This window comes from Halorussus marinus (genome assembly GCF_004765795.1).
In the GTDB taxonomy this organism is placed as follows: Archaea; Halobacteriota; Halobacteria; order Halobacteriales; family Haladaptataceae; genus Halorussus; species Halorussus marinus.
In genome coordinates this window covers 33524-49563 of sequence record NZ_SBIV01000004.1, presented here as the reverse complement: position 1 = coordinate 49563, position 16040 = coordinate 33524, and the positions used below count along the sequence as shown (strand labels likewise).

The window sequence follows — 16040 nt, the reverse complement described above, 5'->3', positions numbered from 1 at the left end:
GGCGCCAACACCGGAGAACGTAACCGAATACCACCCTCTTAAAACGGTACGCTCCTAACACCCGAGTACATGAGCGGACGAAACGAGAGGGGAACGCCGTACGCCTCACACACCGACGCCGAGACCGAGGCGATGCTCTCGGCGGTCGGGGTAGAGGGCGTCGACGACCTCTTCGACATTCCCGCGTCGGTCGCGTTCGACGGCGAGTTCGGTATCGAGTCCAGAAGCGAACGCGAGGCCGAACGCCACGTTCGGGGACTGCTCGCGCGCAACGACGATCTGACCGAGTTCCTCGGCCGGGGCCACTACGAGCACTACGTGCCCTCGCTGGTCGATCACATCTCCCAGCGCTCGGAGTTTCTGACCTCCTACACCCAGTACCAGCCCGAGGTCACGCAGGGGTTCCTCCAGGCGCTGTTCGAGTACCAGTCGATGCTGGTCGAACTCACCGGGCTCGAAATCGTCAACGCCTCGATGTACGACCACGCGACCGCGCTGGCCGAGGCGGCGCTACTCGCGGCGCGCGTCCGGTCGACCGACGGCGACCGGGTGCTGGTGCCCGACTACCTCCTCGAATCGCGCCGCGACGTCCTCGAAAGCTACACCGACGGCGCCGGCCTCTCGGTCGAGACGTTCGACACCGACGACGGCAACGTCGACGTCGACGCGCTCGCCGACGCGATCGACAGCGACGCGGTGATGGTGTACGCCGAGAACCCGACCGCGTTGGGCACCGTCGAAGAGCGCCTCGACGCGGTCGGCGACCTCGCGGCCGACCACGACGCGATGTTCTGTCTCGGCTCGGACCCCGTGGCGCTGTCGGTCCTCGAGGAGCCCGCCTCGGTCGGCGCCGACGTGGTGGTCGGCGACGCCGCCGCGCTCGGGCTCCCGACCGCCTACGGGATGGGGCTGGGGCTCTTTGCCTGTCGCGAGGAGTTCGTCCGGCAGGTCCCCGGCCGACTCGTCGGCGCGAGCGAAGACGAGTCCGGGCGACGGAGCTACACGCTGACGCTCCAGACCCGCGAACAGCACATCCGCCGCGAGCGCGCGACGAGCAACATCTGCACCAATCAGGCGTGGGTCGCGCTCCGGACCGCGATCCACGCGGCGTCTCTGGGTCCCGGCGGGCTGGTCGACCTCGCCAACGACTGCGTCCGGCTCGCCGCCGACCTCGCGGGCCGCCTCGACGAGGTCGAGGGCGTCCGCGCGCCGGTCCACGACCGCCACCACTTCCGGGAGTTCGTCGCGCGGACCGACCGACCCGCCGCCGCCGTCGCCGACGACCTCGAAGCCGAGGGCTTCGGGGTCCACGCGGTGGACGACCACCGGGTGCAGGTGTGTATCACCGACGCGAACGAGCACGCCGCCGACCGACTGGTCGCGGCGTTCGAGGAGGTCGCCTGACATGCGGTTCGACTCGCGTTGCTCGTCGAACTTCGGCTCGCTCCGCTCGCCGAACCACCGAAAGGCTCGCTCCGCTCGCCTTTCGAGCCTCATTTTCGACACGAGGTGTCTCAAATGAGATACGATCAGGCCCGCTGGACCCACGACGCGGACGCCGAATCGGACGACGACCGCTACGAGCCGCTCCTCGCCGAGAAGAACACCGAGGAAGTCGCGGTCGACTCGCCGCTTCCCGACGACCTCACCCGCGAGGACCTCGAGCTCCCCGCCCTCTCGGAGCCCCAACTCGCGCGCCACTACACTCGGCTCTCCCAGATGAACTACGGCGTCGACTCCGGGCCGTACCCGCTGGGGAGCTGTACGATGAAGTACAACCCCAAGTTCACCGAGGACGTGGCGGCGCTGGGCGACGCCGCGGTCCACCACGACCGCTCGGACGAGAGCCTCCAGGGGACGCTCGGGTTGATGGCCGGGCTCCAGGACTACCTTGCGCGCATCGGCGGGATGGACGCGGTCAGCCTCCAGCCGCCGGCCGGCGCGGCCGGTGAGTTCACCGGCATTCTGGTCGCGAAGGCGTTCCACGAGCAGAACGGCGAGGGCGAGCAGCGCGACGAGATCATCGTCCCGGACTCGGCCCACGGCACCAACTTCGCGAGCGCCGCGCTGGCGGGCTACGACGTGGTCGAACTCCCGTCGGGCGAGGACGGTCGGGTCGACCTGGAGGCGCTCGAAGCCGCCGCCGGCGACCGGACCGCGCTGTTCATGCTCACCAACCCCAACACGCTCGGACTCTTCGAGCGCGACATCGAGGAGATCGCCGACATCGTCCACGACGCGGGCGGACTGCTCTACTACGACGGCGCGAACCTCAACGCGTTGCTCGGGCGCGCCCGACCGGGCGACATGGGGTTCGACATCATGCACTACAACGTCCACAAGACGTTCGCGACGCCCCACGGCGGGGGCGGCCCCGGCGCGGGACCGGTGGGCGTGACCGACGAGCTCGCCGAATTCCTGCCCGCGCCCCGGGTGCGCGAGCGCGAGGCCAGCGGCGACGACGCCCGTTACGAGCGGTTCGAGCCCGAACACACGATCGGGAAGGTCCACGGCTTCGAGGGCAACTGGCTCGTGCTCGTGAAGACCTACGCCTACATCGCCCGGCTCGGCGACGAGGGCCTCGACGACGCCTCCGCGAAGGCGGTGTTGAACGCCAACTACCTCGCCTCCCAGATCGACTACGACGTCCCGTTCGAGCCGTTCCACCACGAGTTCGTCGCGAGCGCCGGCGATCAGGACGCCGCCGACGTGGCGAAACGGATGCTCGACTACGGCGTCCACCCGCCGACCACGAAGTGGCCCGAGATCGTCTCGGAGGCGCTGATGACCGAGCCGACCGAGATCGAGAGTAAAGAGACGCTCGATCAGCTCGCCGACGCCTTCGACGCGGTCGCCGGCGAGGACGACGAGACCCTCGAAGCGGCTCCCGAACGCACCACCGCCCGCCGCATCGACCAGACCGACGCGGCCCGGAACCTCCGGCTGTCGTGGCAGGCGATCGACGAGGAGTGAGTCGCGATTGGTTCAGAGGACCGACGCCAGCTCCGACTGGACGTCTTCGGGCTCGAAGGGCTTGGTGACGTAGCCGTCCGCGCCGGCCTCGACGGCCTGTTTCATCTTGCTCTGCTGATCGACGCTGGTCACCATCACGACCGCGGGCGGATCGTCTCGGGACTTGATCTCGGCGGTGGCCGCGACGCCGTCCATCTCGGGCATCATGATGTCCATCGTGACCGCCGCGGGTCGATGGCGGTCGTACTGCTCGACCGCCTCGCGACCGTTCGCGGCTTCGCCCACCACGTCGAAGTCGGATTCGAGCGCCTTCTGGACCATCGTGCGCTGAAAGTCGCTGTCGTCGACGATCAGTAGATCCGGTGCCATCTGTCGTCCTAACCGCTCATCTATCGAAATATAAGTATTTCCCGTTCGGGCGCGCTACTCGAGGAAGGTCGGGTCCGTCGCCTTTCCGTCGATCTCCTCGGCGAGGTGGTCGCCGAACGCCTCCACGTCCACGTCGTCGCGTTCGCGCTCCTGTCGGTCGCGGACCGAGATCGTCCCGGCTTCCTCCTCGTTGTCGCCGACGATCAGCATGTAGGGGACGTTGTCGTCGTGTGCCTGCTGGATCTTCTTGCCGACCGTCCACGACCGGTCCTCGATCTCGACTCGGAAGTCGCCGAGATACCGGTTCTGAAGCTGTTTGGCGTACCCGAGGTTGTCGTCGCTCACCGGCAGGATGCGGACCTGTTCGGGCGCGAGCCACGTCGGGAAGTTGCCCTTGAAGTGTTCGATGATGATCCCCATGAAGCGCTCGAACGTCCCGAGGAGCGCGCGGTGGACCATCACCGGCCGGTGTTCCTCGTTGTCCTTTCCGGTGTAGGATAGGTCGAGACGTTCGGGGATGTTGAAGTCGAGTTGGACCGTGCCGATGGTCCACTCTCGCCCGATCGCGTCCACGGCGTTGATGCCGATTTTCGGCCCGTAGAACGCCGCCTCGCCCGACTCGACGTCGTAGTCGAGGCCCTCCGAGGAGAGGGCGTCTTTGAGCGCGTCGGTCGCCTGCTCCCAGATTTCGTCGCTCCCGACCGCGTCGTCGCCTTTCGTCTCCAGTTTGTACTGGACGTCGAGGTCGAAGTGACCGTAGATGTCGTCGATGACGTCGAGGACCGAAAGGATCTCGCCGCGAATCTGGTCTTTCCGGATGAACGCGTGGCCGTCGTCCTGCGTGAACCCTCGAACTCGGAGCAGTCCGGAGAGTTCACCGGACTGCTCGTTACGGTAGCAGGTGCCGAACTCCGAGAACCGGACCGGCAGGTCCCGATACGAGTACTGCTGGTCGTCGTAGATGTGGGCGTGGTTCGCGCAGTTCATCGGTTTCAGACCGTACTCGGTGTCGTCTTGCTCCCACGCGAACATCTCGCCCGCTTCCTTGAACGTGTCGTAGTGGCCCGTCGGCTTCCAGAGTTCGGCCTTGTTGAGTTCGGGCGTCCAGACCTCGTCGTAGCCCAGTTCGTCGTTCTTGGATCGGATGTAGTCTTCCAGTTCACGCCGGATGGTCATCCCGTTGGGGTGGTAGTGGGGCGCACCCGGCGAGTGGTCGGGGATCGAAAACAGGTCCATCTCGCGGCCGATCTTGCGGTGGTCGCGCTCCTCGGCTTCCTGTCTGCGCTCCAAGAACGACTCCAGTTCGTCCTCGGTCTCGAAGGCGGTGCCGTAGACGCGGGTCAGCATCTCGTTTTCCTCGTCGCCGCGCCAGTACGCGCCCGAGATCGAGAGCAGGGCGAACCCGCCGATCTCGCCGGTCGACTCGACGTGGGGCCCCTTGCAGAGGTCCTCGAACTCGCCCTGTTCGTAGAACGAGATCGACTCCTCGTCGGCCGCCTCGGTCTCCAGGATCTCGCGCTTGAATCGGTTGTCGTCGTAGACCTCGAAGGCCTCCTCGCGCGAGCGCTCGAAGCGTTCGATGTCGAGGTCCTCCTCGATGATCTCGTAGGCCTCGGCCTCGATCGCTTCGAGGTCCTCCTCGTCGAGGTCGACGCCGTAGATGTCGTAGTAGAAGCCGTCGTCGGTCCACGGGCCGATGGTCAGCTTGGCGTCGGGGTAGAGTCGCTCGAGCGCCTGGGCGAAAACGTGGGCCGCCGAGTGGCGGAGCACGTCCACGTACTCGTCGCTGGAGGGCGTGACTATTTCGAGGTTCGCGCCGTCGGGGAGCTCGCTGGCCTTGTCCACGAGGTCGCCGTCGACGACGCCCGCGACGGTGTCCCGGCCGAGTCCCGGCCCGATCTCGTACGCGGCGTCCTCGACCGTCGCCCCCTCCGAAAGCTCCAGTTCGGAGCCGTCGGGAAGGGAGATAGTGATCTCGCTCATACTTCTTTTTCCGTCCGGGCAGACGGATAACGCTTTCTAAGCGTGAGCTTTCGACGCGGGGCGGTCTCCGAGGCGAGTCGGCTCGCGGGCTCGCCACGCCGATGTCGTCTAACAACTTGACGCGACGGATTCTATATATCTAAATATAATTTATTCGTTGGGAGTGTCCCACGCTCCGAGCCCGTTGCTCCGTAATCAGGCGATCGAATCGCGGTCGGTCGTGTCCACCGTCCCCGCCGTCTCGGGTCCCGAACCCCGGGCGTCGTGATCGGACATTCGTTCGGACGGCCTCGGTGAAACATCGACCCTCTGATATTATAGGGCGAATATACGCGATGTAGGGCGCGTCCGTGTCGGTTAGATAAGAACTATGTTGTGTCAATTCTACAGAGATGGTATGGTAGATGTAGTCCTCTCGAAGCAGAAAATAGAGGCGGGCAAGACCCAACGGCTCGAGGAGTGGGCACGGGAGGTCCGCGACCGCGAAGCCGAGGCGATTGAAACGCTGAAAAACGAGGGAATGTACGAAGAAACGGCCTTTATCGAACACACGGATGGGGGCGACTTCCTGATCTACTACATGAAAGCAGAGGACGTGGAGCGAGTCTACGAAGCATACGAGGAATCCTCGCATGCCATCGACGAAGAACACGAACAGGTGATGTTGGACGTGCTCGAAAACGGAGACAACGTCGGGGACTACGACTTCCTGTATCACTTGGACAATCCAGAACAGCCGTAGCGGTGATTGGTTGGCGCCACGAAGTGCGCACGTCACCCACAGCCAGATCTGAAAGGTTTCAACAGAGCCGTTCGGGTCGAACGCTGGCTCGACGACCGGCGATTCGACCGGACTTGTTCGTCATCCAGTCCAGTGTGCCGGGCCCCGATCGTCGTCGATGGACCCTCGATGGGCAGTCGACGGTCCCGCGACGCGCTGGCAGGCCGAGCCAAAACAGGAGACAGAGTCGTGGAGGAGAAACGTGAGTCGGGGCGTGCTCGCCGCTCGCGGACACGGTTCGTTCGGATCCAGTGATGGCGGACGCCGGATTCAGGCTTCGGCAGAGTTGATGTCGCCGTCGATCCGGACGAACCGGTAGTCACACTCCGGACAGCTCCACTTGGTCTTCTCCCCGAGGTGGAGGGTGGTGCTCGCGGTCCGATAGAACGTCCGTTCGGTCCCGCACTCGGGGCACTCGTACTCGAGTTCCTGACTCATGGGTCAACGTCGAACCGCGCGGCATTTGAGGATACTGGTTTGGACCGTCGACGTCAGCGACGACAGGCCGTCGCCTCTCCGGGGCCGTGGTGTTAGAATCCGTTCGGGCTCCGCTGTCGAGGGTCGGGCGGTACGTGAACGGGCTCGCTCGACGTGGCGATTCCTCTGATAAATTTATTATCGCTATATAAATTTCGTCGGGAGCGATCGGCTCCGCGAAGGGAGCCGTTCGGGGTCGAATCGACCGACAGGCCGGTCGTCTTCGGCGGTCCGACGCCAGCTACTTGTCTCGGGGGGCCTAACGGACGCGTATGTCCGTCACACTGTACTCGCTCGACGGCTGTCCGTACTGCGAGAAGGTCCACGACGCGCTCGACGAGAACGGCGTCGACTACGAGACCGAGTGGGTCGAGGGCCTCCACTCCGAACGCGACGAGGTAAAGCGCGTCAGCAACCAACGGAGCGTCCCGGTGCTCGTCGACGAGGAGCACGGCGTGACCATGGGCGAGAGCGACCGCATTCTGGAGTACGTCGAGACGACGCTCGCGGAGTGACTCGGAGAGCCGCTCGTTCGGGGGCGGAATTAAGTGCGGCCGGCCGGTAGGTCCCCTCATGAAGATCTACACGGGTCGCGGCGACGAGGGCCAGACCGACCTCCGGGACATGTCCCGTGTCTCGAAGGCCAGCCCCCGGATCGAGGCGTACGGAACGGTCGACGAGCTCAACGCCCTCGTCGGTCGGATCCGACCGTGCGGTCACGGCGACGTCGACGAGTACCTCCGGGAGGTCCAGAACGTCCTCCACGTCGTGCAGGCGGACTTCGCGAACCCCGACCCCGACGAGGGCGATCCGGCGGTTCGGGACGAACACGTCTCGACCGTCGAGGAGTGGATCGATTCTTTCGACGAGGAGCTCGAACCCCTCGAATCGTTCATCCTCCCGACCGGAAGCAAGCCGGGCGCCGACCTCCACCACGCCCGGACCGTCTGCCGGCGCGCCGAGCGCCGGGCCGTCGCACTGGAGAGCGCCGAGGACGTCAACGCCACCGCGGTGACGTTCCTCAATCGGCTCTCGGACGCGCTGTTCGTGTTCGCGCGCGCGGTCAATCAGCGCGAGGGCGTCCCCGAAGAGTCGCCGACGTACTGACTCCGAGCCGGCGTCCGGGCGTCGGGAGCCGAGACCGGCCGTTCGGACCGATACGTTAATCCCCGTTCGGTGGCTTGTCACGCCCAAGCATGCGGATACGCGAGTGGCAGGACATCGTCGAGGACGTGGTGAAAAACGACACCGACCCCGACGACTGGCGCGCGGTCGGCGGCACCAGAGCCGGGGGCGTGGGCGAGGATCTGTATCTGGGCCACCCGCGTGCGGGCGTCTATCACCTCAAGACCTACGCGAAAAACCCCTACGAGGTCAAGGGCGTGGGCGCGAAGGTCGCGCGAAAGCTCGACGAAGAGATCGGCTCGTACCTCCCCGAACACGAGTCGGGCGGCCGCTTTGCGGTCCAGCGCGCCCCCGAAGACGAGGACGACGCCGAGTCGAAGGCCCGCCACCTCGAAGAGGTCGTCAAGGCCCACGCCGACGCGCCGACCACGCCCAACGACTTCTTCGACGACGTGATGGAGGCCCTCGAGAGCCCGGCGTTCGGACCGATGGAGTACGACCAGTACGGTCGACCGGACTCGGCCGAGGAGCTCTCCGAGCGCTTCGAGGAGGCCGAAGAGCTGTTGAACGCCGAACTCGACGACCTCATCGACGACGATTCGGTCGGGCGCGGATTCCAGTAGCCCGCGCCGACCACGCCGGGCGACCCGCCGGGGGCGAAGAGTAGGCTTAAGCGGATCCGCGGTAACCGACTTTCCATGACGCCGACCGAAACCGTGAGGGCGTACTACCGGGCGCTCAGGCGTGGCGACCCGCTCGAACCGTACTTCGCCGAGCGCGAGGACGTCGTGAAGTTCGGCGTCTCGGAGCGGCTGGCGGGCTACGAGTCGATCGCGGCCGGACTGCGCGAGCAGACTCGGACGACCGGCGAGTGGCGCGTCGAGAGCCGGCGGCTCCGGACGACCGACCGGGAGTCGGTGGCGTGGTTCACCGACGAGGTGGGACTGTCGTGGACGCCGACCGACGGCGAGCGCCTGTCTTTCGACACGCGGTGGAGCGGGGTGCTCGAACGCGGCGCCGACGAGTGGCGGTTCGCGCAGATGCACGTAAGCGCGGCCCACGACCTCTGAGCATGGTCGGACCATCGCGAAACGAGGATCCGAACCGAGCCGGGCGGACCAAACTGAAGGCCGGGATCGTGTTGCTGGTTGGCGTGTCGGCGGGGCTGGTCACGCTCTCCGGGGGCGGTTCGATCGTCGAGATCGCGACCGCGATCGCGGGCGGGCTCGCGGTCGGGGCGGCGCTGTTGGCGTATCTGGTCCGGATCTCGGTTTAGGCGTCGACTCGCGCGAGCCACCTCGCGGGGTCGTCGAGTTCGGCGTCGGTCGGCAGGTTCTCCGGGCGGTCCCACACCGCGCTCGCGCCCGCGATGCCGCGCTGGGCCGCGACCGATTCGAAGAATCGCTTTCCGCGCTCGTACTGGCGGCGCTTGAGCCCGAGTCCGAGCAGTTGGCGGAGCAGTTTCGAGACGGGATCTCGACCCCGCCGGCGGGCCTCGATCTTCTCGCGGAGGTCGGCGTACTCGTCGTCGAACGCCTCGTCCATCAGGAGTTCGGCGTACCCCTCGACCGCGGTCATGGCGGCGTCGAGGTCCCGAAACGCCTCCCGGTCGAGGTCGCCGCTGGCCAGCGCCTCGATGCCCGACTCCATCCGGGATTCGAGATGCCCCGAGAGCCACGGAGTCGCGCCGAACTCGGCGGCGTGTGTCACCTCGTGGAACGCGATCCAGCGTCGGAATCGGTCGTACTCGACGTCGAGTTGCCCGGCGATTTGCCGGATGTTCGGCCGGACGAAGTAGAGGGCGTGGTCGTCGCCCTCCGCAAGTAACAGGGGGTCGAACTGCCCCAACACGTTGCGCGCGAGCACCGACAGGAGTACCGACATCGTGCCCGTGTTGATCGTCCGGGTGACGCCGGGGAACAGCACGGGGCCGTGCTCTTCGATCGGCGTCATCACGCGCCGGAACGTCTCGATGTTGGCGTCGATCCAATGGTGGCGGTTCTGGACTTCGACTACGTCCGGCACGTCGAACGCCATGGTCGATACCTCTCGGACGCGGGCGCGGGCGTCGCGAACGTCGGCGGCGTAGCCGGCGCGCTCGTCCGCGGTCAGCTCGATGGAACCGGGATCGGTCGAGGCCTTGGCGGCTTCGGCGACGGCGTCCCAGTCGATCGGTCCCTCGCCGGTCGACTCGGCGATGGCCCGGACGGAGCGATAGAGACTCACGACGGTACTGTTGGGTCTCTGCGGTCAAAATGTTTCCGACGGGGCGAACGCACACACCAGTGTCGCGTTTGTAAGCGGTTCGGCCCGAGGGGGTCGTCCCTCGACGCGGGAAAGCGACGCCCGATCGAGCGTGCGGTCGCTCTTTCGGGGGACACCTCGCTCGCGGATGTAACTGTAGGCAATTCGAGACGAATCCGTTCTGAATCGGATACTCGGAGTAGATGCTCTAAAATTTGCTATCACGCCATATTTACATCCGCGACACTGGTGTGTGTTCTCTCTCTAGTCTCGTCGTATCCTCTTACAAACGAGATGGTGGTGTGTGTGGGGCATGCAAGAGAGTGACACACTCACGTTTCGTCTCCGGCTACCTTCCGTCAGAGGCTCGCGGTCCAACCGTCCGACGGTTACAAACGCGACCGAGGTGGGCGTCCGGTCGCCCCGACCGTTCGGCCCGAGACGGACCCCGAGCCGAATCCGTTCGGTGGTCGTCCTCGGTTTCAGTCCCCCGCTCCCCGCGGCTTACATCCGCGATGCTGGTGTCCGCCCGACCCGTCCCATCGGTCTGGGCCGGTCGGTCCGCCACGACACCGATTCCGAAACCGGACGTAGAATCGGACTGGGATCGCGACCTCGTGAGTCAGAGTCGACCCCCACAAATAGAATCGCGACACCCCGAGTCTGTGGGGCTCGTTCCGGGCCGGAGCCGACACAGCCCCGTAATGTGACCCGACGAGAACATCCGCGAGGGTAGTCGCCGTCGGCGTCCGGCCGGCATATCTGGCGCGACGGCGACAGACCGGGCTCTCTCCCGGAAATACATCCGCGACGTTACCCCCCACCTTTATGTCGCGGGGTGCGAAGGAACGCCCCGACAGATGGTTCCCGACGAGACGGCCGAACGCGATCCCCTCTTTCGCTACGACGAACCGATATTCGCCGACGAGGACCTGCTTCGAATCTCTCACCTCCCCGGCCCGAACCGGATCGTGGGCCGCGACGAGCACATGCAGAAGGTCGCCGAGGCGCTCAATCCAGCTATCTTCGGTCAGGAGCCGACCCACCTCTTCATCTTCGGGAAGACAGGGACGGGAAAGTCGCTCATCTCCCGGAGCGTCTCCAAGCGCGTCGAAAACGAGGCCAGCAACGAGAGCGTGGGGGTCGAGACCGCGTTCATCGACTGCGGCGAGCAGACAACCGAGGCGTCGGTCATCAAGACCATCGGGCGCGAACTCAACGATCCGGCCGAGACTGGCATCACCGTCCCACAGCGCGGGCTCGGCACCGGCGACTACTACGACCGGCTGTGGCGCATCATCGACACCGTCAGCGACGTGACGCTGGTCATCCTCGACGAGATCGACATGCTGGAGGACGACGAGGTGCTCAGGAAACTCTCGCGGGCGGGCGAGAACCGTCGGATCACCGACTCGACGGTCGGCATCATCGGCATCTCGAACAAGATCGACTTCCCCGACGAACTCAACGAGCGCGTCAAATCGAGTTTCGCTCACGACGAACTCGTCTTCCCGCCGTACGACGCCCACCAGCTCATCGACATCCTCCAGAACCGCGCCGACGCGTTCCGGGACGACGTGCTCAGCGACGACGCCATCCCGCTCACCGCGGCGCTGGCCGCCCAAGAACACGGCGACGCCCGGAAGGCCATCGACATCCTCCGGAATGCCGGCCGGATCGCGACCAAGCAAGACGACCCCGAGGTCACAGAGAGCCACGTCTACGCCGCCAAGGAGAAGACCGAGGCCGACCGGTTCGCGGAGCTGATCGACGGCGCGCCCACGCAGGCGAAGGCCATCCTGCTCGCGCTCACCGTCCTGACCGAGAACCGCCACCAAGAGCAGTTCCCGACCCAGCAGATCTACCGCCAGTACCAGTCGATCGCCTCGGAACTCGACGTCGACGCCCTCTCGGAGCGCCGGGTTCAGGAGATACTCCAGGAGCAGGACTTCCTCAACGTGATCGACTCCGAAACCAAGGGCCGGGGTCGGGGCCGGGGCGTCCACACGATGCACCGCCTGCTCGAAGACCCCGACATCGTCAAGAAGGTGCTCCACCGCGACGACCGCATCGCCGACCTCGGGATCTGAGCCCGGCGCGCTCGCGGACCGCCCGAGCGGTGAGCCCATCGAAATCACGCGATCCGACCGGCTCGCGGACGCCCGGCTACTCCCGGAGGAACGCCACGACTTCCTCGGGCGTCGCGTCGAGGCCGCCGCCCTGCGCGAACGTCGGGCGTCCGCCCCCGCCGCCGCCGAAGGCGTCGGTCACCTCCCCGACGACGTCGCCGGCCGCGGGATCGCCCGCGGTCGCGGCGACGACGAACGTCGAGCCGTCCTCGCCGGCCAGGACGACCGCGTCGTAGCCCGTCTCGGCATCCCCCGACGCGTCGGGTCCGCCGGCGTCTCCACCGTCGCCCGCCAGCGCCTTCGCGCGGTCGGCCACCTCGTTCGGACCGAACCGCGAGACGGTGCCGACCAGCCACTCGCCACCGTCGCGCTCGACCGGCTCGTCCCCGAGATCCGCGAGCCGCGCCGCCAGCAGTTCGTCTCTGGCGTCGTTCAGCTCGGCCGTCAGTCGCTCGATCTCCTCGCCGGCCTGCCGTGCGGCGTCCGGCAGATCGGGGACGCTCACGTCGAGTTCGCGGGCGGCCGCCCGCGCCGCCCGCACGTCCTCGGCCCGCCGTCGGATGGCGGTCGGTCCGACCGCGAACTCCACGCGAGTGAGTCCCTCGCCGGGGTTCGACCGGTCGAGCACGGTGACCGGGCCGATCTCGCGGGTGTTCTCGACGTGGGTCCCGCCGCAGGCCGCCCAGTCGAACCCCTCGATCTCGACCACGCGGACGGTGTCGGCCTCGCTCATCACGCCCTCCTCGGTCTTGGTGTTGAACGCGATCTCCTCGCGACTCCGGGCCTCCGCCTCGGGAACCTCTGCCCACGTCACGGGTCGTGAATCCCACACCGCCCGGTTGGTGAGCCGTTCTAGGTCCGCCAGTACCTCGTCGTCGATGTCGGTCGCGGTGGTGAAATCGACCCGGACCTTGCGCTCGCCGATGTCGAAGCCGCCGTAGCCGAGGTCCGCGAGCAGTTCCCGGCCCGCCCCGTAGATGGCGTGGCTTGCGGTGTGGGCTCGCATGCAGTAGGTGCGAAACGACTCGTCGACCTGTCCGCGGACGGGCTGGCCGACTTCGGGGACGGCGTCGAGGTCGGTGTCCTCGGCCAATCGGTGGACGATGTCGCCGTCCTCGCGCGTCCGGACGTGCGCGACCGGCGCGCCGGCGAGCGTCCCGCGGTCCGCCGGCTGGCCGCCGCTCTCGGCGTAGAAGTACGTCTCGTCGAGGACGACCGCCCGGCCGTCGCGGTCGACGACCGTCGCCTCGAAGCTCGTCGTGTACGGTTCCCGTGCCGCGAGTTGGCTCATACCGTGGCCGAAGGTGCGGGCGCGACTAAAACGTCACTGTTGGAACAGTCAGCGTGCGCTCGCGTCTCGCGGACCCACCCGGGCCGGTCACCCCGACGCGCCCTCCCGGCGCAGATCGGTCCGAACGCGGGCTTTCAGGTAGTCGAGGGCCGCGATGGCCGCCGGTCCCGAGAGACAGAACGCCGCAAGCAGGGTGCGGTCGCGCGCCGAGAGGTCGACGCCGAGCGCGGCCATGGCGACGACGAACAGCGCGGCCGCGCCGGCCACGCTCGCGACCCTCCGGCTCGCCCGCGTCCGGTCGAACCCCCGCGCGGGTCGCCGGAGCAGGTTCTCGGCCGCGACCGCGAGCCCGACGCCCTGTGCGGTCCCGACGAGCGCGTACGCGCTCGCCGGGTACTCGGGAAGCGGGTGCGGGAGCGCGACGACCGCGATCACGACGACGATCCCGAGCGCGCCCGCGGTCCGGGTCCGGAGCAGACCGAGCAGACGGGCCCATCCCGAGGCGCTCGCGCGAAGCGACGTGTCTGACCGGTGGTGCATGCCCGAACCGTGCACGCTCGGCGTTATCAATCTTCTTCGGACCGGCCGGCTGGCGTCCGGCCGCTCGGGCGAATCCAGCGTCTCTCGAATCGCGATGCCGAAAACAGCGTCTCTCGAATCGCGATTCCGAAAAATGAGATCGCGCGCCGTCAGTGCGGTCCTCGATCAGCCCGACTCGGTCGTGGTTCCGCCGCCCCCGTCCCCGCCGTCCTCGGGGAACTGGAGTCGGTCGTCGTCGTTCCAGGTGTAGCCGGCCTCTTCGAGCCGGGCCCGCGCTCGCTCGCGACTCTCCTCGTAGGAGGTCACGTCGTCGGTGTGGAGCGGGCCGAACGCCCCCGAGACGACGTTCGAACCGGGCTCGGGGAAACCGAACAGGATCTGGTCGACGATCGGCGTTCGCGGAATCGTGTTCACCATCGCCTTCCGGAGGGCGACGTCGTCGAACCCGGGCTCGCGCTCGTTCGGCGTGAAGTGCCAGAACGAGGTCGCCACTTCGAACTTCGTGCTGATGTTCTCGTTCTCCTGGTTCTCGTTGAGACTGCGGTCGATCCGGCCGAACGGCTCGTAGTTGAGGTCGCCGTTGATGAGGTTCTCCCAGACGGTCGAGGCCTCCGGGATGATCCGCCAGAACCGCCGCTCGAAGTCGACGGGCGCGAAGTGGTCGTCGAACCGCGCCATGCCGAACTCACTGCCCTGCTCCCAGTAATCGAACTGGAGCGGGCCGCTACCGACCGGCTCCTGGATGTTCTGCTGGCTCGGGTTGTCCCGGTCGGCCCACTTGTGTTCGGGGATGATCGGGAGCTGGGTCGCCACGAGCGTGTTGAACGGTCCGAGGGGCTGGCTCATGTTGACCCGAACCGTCTCCTCGTCGACGACCTCGGCGTTGTCGATGTAGTTCGACTGGACCGAGTAGATCGGCACCTCGTTTTCGGTGATGTAGTTGTAGCTGAACGCGATGTCCTCGGCGGTGAGGTCCTCGCCGTCGTGCCACGAGTGGCCGGTCCGGACGGTGTACTCCATGGTGGTCTCGTCGACCCGGTTCCAGTCGGTCGCGAGGCTCACGTCGGAGTTCAGCTCGCCGTTGTTGTCGAGGCGCAACAACGTGTCGTACATCACCGTGAACTGGTAGACGTGCTTGTTCTCGTCGTTGTGACCCAGCACGTTCATCGTCGAGAGCGTCTCGGGCCAGTACCCCTTGAGCTCGGTCGCCCCGTCCTGCATCTCGAGGTTGACCATCGTCCAGTAGGAGTTGAACCCGAGCGAGAGGTTGCGCTGCCAGTTGTCGACCTGGTTGTTGTTCCAGATGGCCGCCGCCGGCATCTGGGTGATCGGCATCTGGGGCACCTCGTCCATCAGTATCTGTTGGAGGTCGTGGACCAGATCGACCCGGGTGTCGGGGTCGGGCTCGGCGAGGTAGCTGTCCATCAGCTCGTCGACCTCCTCGTTGGTGTAGCCGGCGAAATTCCCCTCCCCGGGGTCGGTGTTCGACGAGTCCATGGTCGAGCTCAGCTCCAGCACCGGATCGACCGTGAAGAACGTGTGCCACGTCGAGAGGCTGTAGTCGTACTCCTGGTCGACCCTGTTGAACAGCGTCCCCCATTCGAGCACCTCGACCTCGACGTCGAGTCCGAGCTCGTTGAGCTGGTTGGCGGTGAGGTTGATCGCGTCGTGTCGCGGCGGATTGTAGCTCTGTGCGTTGTTCAGATACGTGTACGTCGGGAGCGGCTCGCCCGGTTCGGCCGCCTGTGTCGTCTCGGCGTCGCCGTCCTGAGTCGTCGTCTCCTGTGCCCCCGCCCCGCCCGCGGTCGCGAACGAGGTCAGTCCCACGATCCCGGTCGCGGCGCCGGCTTTCATCAGGAAATCGCGTCGATTCTCGTTTATTTCTCTTCCCGGCATGCGAACGAGTGACAATTTCGGGCCGTATCAATATTTCTACCACTTTCGAGATATGCGGCCGCTATACCAACGAGCGACGAGGCGGTCCGTTAACTGCCGATAGACCCTATCTCAACCGCGACGGAGGGCGCGGACTACAGTCCGCGAGCGAACGGTGTGGACCACAGTCCGCGAACGAACGGCACGGACCACAGTCCGCGGGCGAACGGTGCGGACTACGGGCCGAGTTTCA

Annotated in this window: 16 protein-coding genes; 9 read left to right on the top strand and 7 right to left on the bottom strand. The window is 66.4% G+C overall.

All coding sequences use genetic code 11. The features are described from left to right. Nucleotides 1-69: 69 nt before the first annotated feature. Both gcvPA and gcvPB read left to right on the top strand, forming a co-directional pair. Nucleotides 70-1404: an aminomethyl-transferring glycine dehydrogenase subunit GcvPA gene (gene gcvPA / locus EPY72_RS09360; RefSeq protein ID WP_135806256.1), complete on the top strand. Its 1335-nt coding sequence runs from the start codon at nt 70-72 to the stop codon at nt 1402-1404. 114 nt (nt 1405-1518) lie between these two features. Beyond that, nucleotides 1519-2973: an aminomethyl-transferring glycine dehydrogenase subunit GcvPB gene (gene gcvPB, locus EPY72_RS09355; protein WP_134669871.1), complete on the top strand. Its 1455-nt coding sequence runs from the start codon at nt 1519-1521 to the stop codon at nt 2971-2973. Nucleotides 2974-2985: 12 nt separating this feature from the next. Here the strand turns inward: gcvPB and EPY72_RS09350 are convergent, their stop codons facing one another. Both EPY72_RS09350 and thrS read right to left on the bottom strand, forming a co-directional pair. Continuing rightward, complete coding sequence (locus EPY72_RS09350) at nt 2986-3342, bottom strand: response regulator (RefSeq protein ID WP_134669869.1); 357 nt, start codon at nt 3340-3342, stop codon at nt 2986-2988. Nucleotides 3343-3396: 54 nt separating this feature from the next. Beyond that, nucleotides 3397-5325 (bottom strand): threonine--tRNA ligase, encoded by a 1929-nt coding sequence (gene thrS, locus EPY72_RS09345; protein WP_134669867.1) that lies wholly within the window; start codon nt 5323-5325, stop codon nt 3397-3399. 397 nt (nt 5326-5722) lie between these two features. On the opposite strand from thrS, the gene EPY72_RS09340 reads away from it, so the two are divergent. Beyond that, nucleotides 5723-6067, top strand: coding sequence for a DUF6176 family protein (locus tag EPY72_RS09340; RefSeq protein ID WP_135806255.1), 345 nt, complete (start codon nt 5723-5725; stop codon nt 6065-6067). Between the two features lie 309 nt (nt 6068-6376). Here EPY72_RS09340 and EPY72_RS19370 read toward each other — a convergent pair whose 3' ends face one another. After that, complete coding sequence (locus EPY72_RS19370) at nt 6377-6544, bottom strand: DUF7838 family putative zinc beta-ribbon protein (RefSeq protein WP_167599416.1); 168 nt, start codon at nt 6542-6544, stop codon at nt 6377-6379. Between the two features lie 311 nt (nt 6545-6855). Here EPY72_RS19370 and EPY72_RS09335 point away from each other — a divergent pair, with 311 nt between their 5' ends. The 5 genes from EPY72_RS09335 (at nt 6856) to EPY72_RS09315 (ending at nt 8984) form a co-directional block, all read left to right on the top strand. Beyond that, on the top strand, nt 6856-7098 hold the full coding sequence (locus EPY72_RS09335) for a glutaredoxin family protein (protein WP_134669863.1): 243 nt from the start codon (nt 6856-6858) through the stop codon (nt 7096-7098). Between the two features lie 58 nt (nt 7099-7156). Continuing rightward, entirely contained in the window at nt 7157-7690 is a 534-nt protein-coding gene (locus EPY72_RS09330) for a cob(I)yrinic acid a,c-diamide adenosyltransferase (protein WP_135806254.1), read from the top strand. 89 nt (nt 7691-7779) lie between these two features. Then, on the top strand, nt 7780-8331 hold the full coding sequence (locus tag EPY72_RS09325) for a hypothetical protein (protein WP_134669859.1): 552 nt from the start codon (nt 7780-7782) through the stop codon (nt 8329-8331). A 75-nt stretch (nt 8332-8406) separates the two neighbouring features. Further along, nucleotides 8407-8778 carry a nuclear transport factor 2 family protein gene (locus EPY72_RS09320; protein WP_134669857.1) on the top strand — a complete coding sequence of 124 codons (372 nt, stop codon included), beginning with the start codon at nt 8407-8409 and terminating at the stop codon, nt 8776-8778. Nucleotides 8779-8780: 2 nt separating this feature from the next. Then, nucleotides 8781-8984: a hypothetical protein gene (locus EPY72_RS09315; protein WP_134669855.1), complete on the top strand. Its 204-nt coding sequence runs from the start codon at nt 8781-8783 to the stop codon at nt 8982-8984. Here the strand turns inward: EPY72_RS09315 and EPY72_RS09310 are convergent. Beyond that, nucleotides 8981-9934: a zinc-dependent metalloprotease gene (locus EPY72_RS09310; protein WP_135806253.1), complete on the bottom strand. Its 954-nt coding sequence runs from the start codon at nt 9932-9934 to the stop codon at nt 8981-8983. The genes EPY72_RS09315 and EPY72_RS09310 overlap by 4 nt on opposite strands. Before the next feature lie 878 nt (nt 9935-10812). Between EPY72_RS09310 and EPY72_RS09305 the strand changes: the two genes are divergently transcribed. Next, nucleotides 10813-12042 carry a Cdc6/Cdc18 family protein gene (locus EPY72_RS09305; RefSeq protein ID WP_135806252.1) on the top strand — a complete coding sequence of 410 codons (1230 nt, stop codon included), beginning with the start codon at nt 10813-10815 and terminating at the stop codon, nt 12040-12042. Nucleotides 12043-12118: 76 nt separating this feature from the next. Here the strand turns inward: EPY72_RS09305 and EPY72_RS09300 are convergent, their stop codons facing one another. The 3 genes from EPY72_RS09300 to EPY72_RS09290 form a co-directional block, all read right to left on the bottom strand. Beyond that, nucleotides 12119-13372: an alanyl-tRNA editing protein gene (locus EPY72_RS09300; protein ID WP_135806251.1), complete on the bottom strand. Its 1254-nt coding sequence runs from the start codon at nt 13370-13372 to the stop codon at nt 12119-12121. Between the two features lie 87 nt (nt 13373-13459). After that, on the bottom strand, nt 13460-13912 hold the full coding sequence (locus EPY72_RS09295; protein ID WP_135806250.1) for a hypothetical protein: 453 nt from the start codon (nt 13910-13912) through the stop codon (nt 13460-13462). Nucleotides 13913-14077: 165 nt separating this feature from the next. After that, nucleotides 14078-15808, bottom strand: coding sequence for an ABC transporter substrate-binding protein (locus EPY72_RS09290; protein ID WP_210423523.1), 1731 nt, complete (start codon nt 15806-15808; stop codon nt 14078-14080). Nucleotides 15809-16040 lie beyond the last annotated feature (232 nt).

Bases quoted from the DNA above. Each gene is read 5' to 3' on its own strand.
- EPY72_RS09340 (WP_135806255.1), top strand. From the start codon at position 5,723: ATGGTAGATGTAGTCCTCTCGAAGCAGAAAATAGAGGCGGGCAAGACC.
- EPY72_RS09330 (WP_135806254.1), top strand. From the start codon at position 7,157: ATGAAGATCTACACGGGTCGCGGCGACGAGGGCCAGACCGACCTCCGG.
- EPY72_RS09315 (WP_134669855.1), top strand. From the start codon at position 8,781: ATGGTCGGACCATCGCGAAACGAGGATCCGAACCGAGCCGGGCGGACC.
- EPY72_RS09350 (WP_134669869.1), bottom strand. From the start codon at position 3,342: ATGGCACCGGATCTACTGATCGTCGACGACAGCGACTTTCAGCGCACG.
- EPY72_RS09335 (WP_134669863.1), top strand. From the start codon at position 6,856: ATGTCCGTCACACTGTACTCGCTCGACGGCTGTCCGTACTGCGAGAAG.
- EPY72_RS09300 (WP_135806251.1), bottom strand. From the start codon at position 13,372: ATGAGCCAACTCGCGGCACGGGAACCGTACACGACGAGCTTCGAGGCG.
- EPY72_RS09305 (WP_135806252.1), top strand. From the start codon at position 10,813: ATGGTTCCCGACGAGACGGCCGAACGCGATCCCCTCTTTCGCTACGAC.
- EPY72_RS09320 (WP_134669857.1), top strand. From the start codon at position 8,407: ATGACGCCGACCGAAACCGTGAGGGCGTACTACCGGGCGCTCAGGCGT.
- gcvPA (WP_135806256.1), top strand. From the start codon at position 70: ATGAGCGGACGAAACGAGAGGGGAACGCCGTACGCCTCACACACCGAC.
- EPY72_RS19370 (WP_167599416.1), bottom strand. From the start codon at position 6,544: ATGAGTCAGGAACTCGAGTACGAGTGCCCCGAGTGCGGGACCGAACGG.
- thrS (WP_134669867.1), bottom strand. From the start codon at position 5,325: ATGAGCGAGATCACTATCTCCCTTCCCGACGGCTCCGAACTGGAGCTT.
- EPY72_RS09290 (WP_210423523.1), bottom strand. From the start codon at position 15,808: ATGCCGGGAAGAGAAATAAACGAGAATCGACGCGATTTCCTGATGAAA.
- EPY72_RS09325 (WP_134669859.1), top strand. From the start codon at position 7,780: ATGCGGATACGCGAGTGGCAGGACATCGTCGAGGACGTGGTGAAAAAC.
- gcvPB (WP_134669871.1), top strand. From the start codon at position 1,519: ATGAGATACGATCAGGCCCGCTGGACCCACGACGCGGACGCCGAATCG.
- EPY72_RS09295 (WP_135806250.1), bottom strand. From the start codon at position 13,912: ATGCACCACCGGTCAGACACGTCGCTTCGCGCGAGCGCCTCGGGATGG.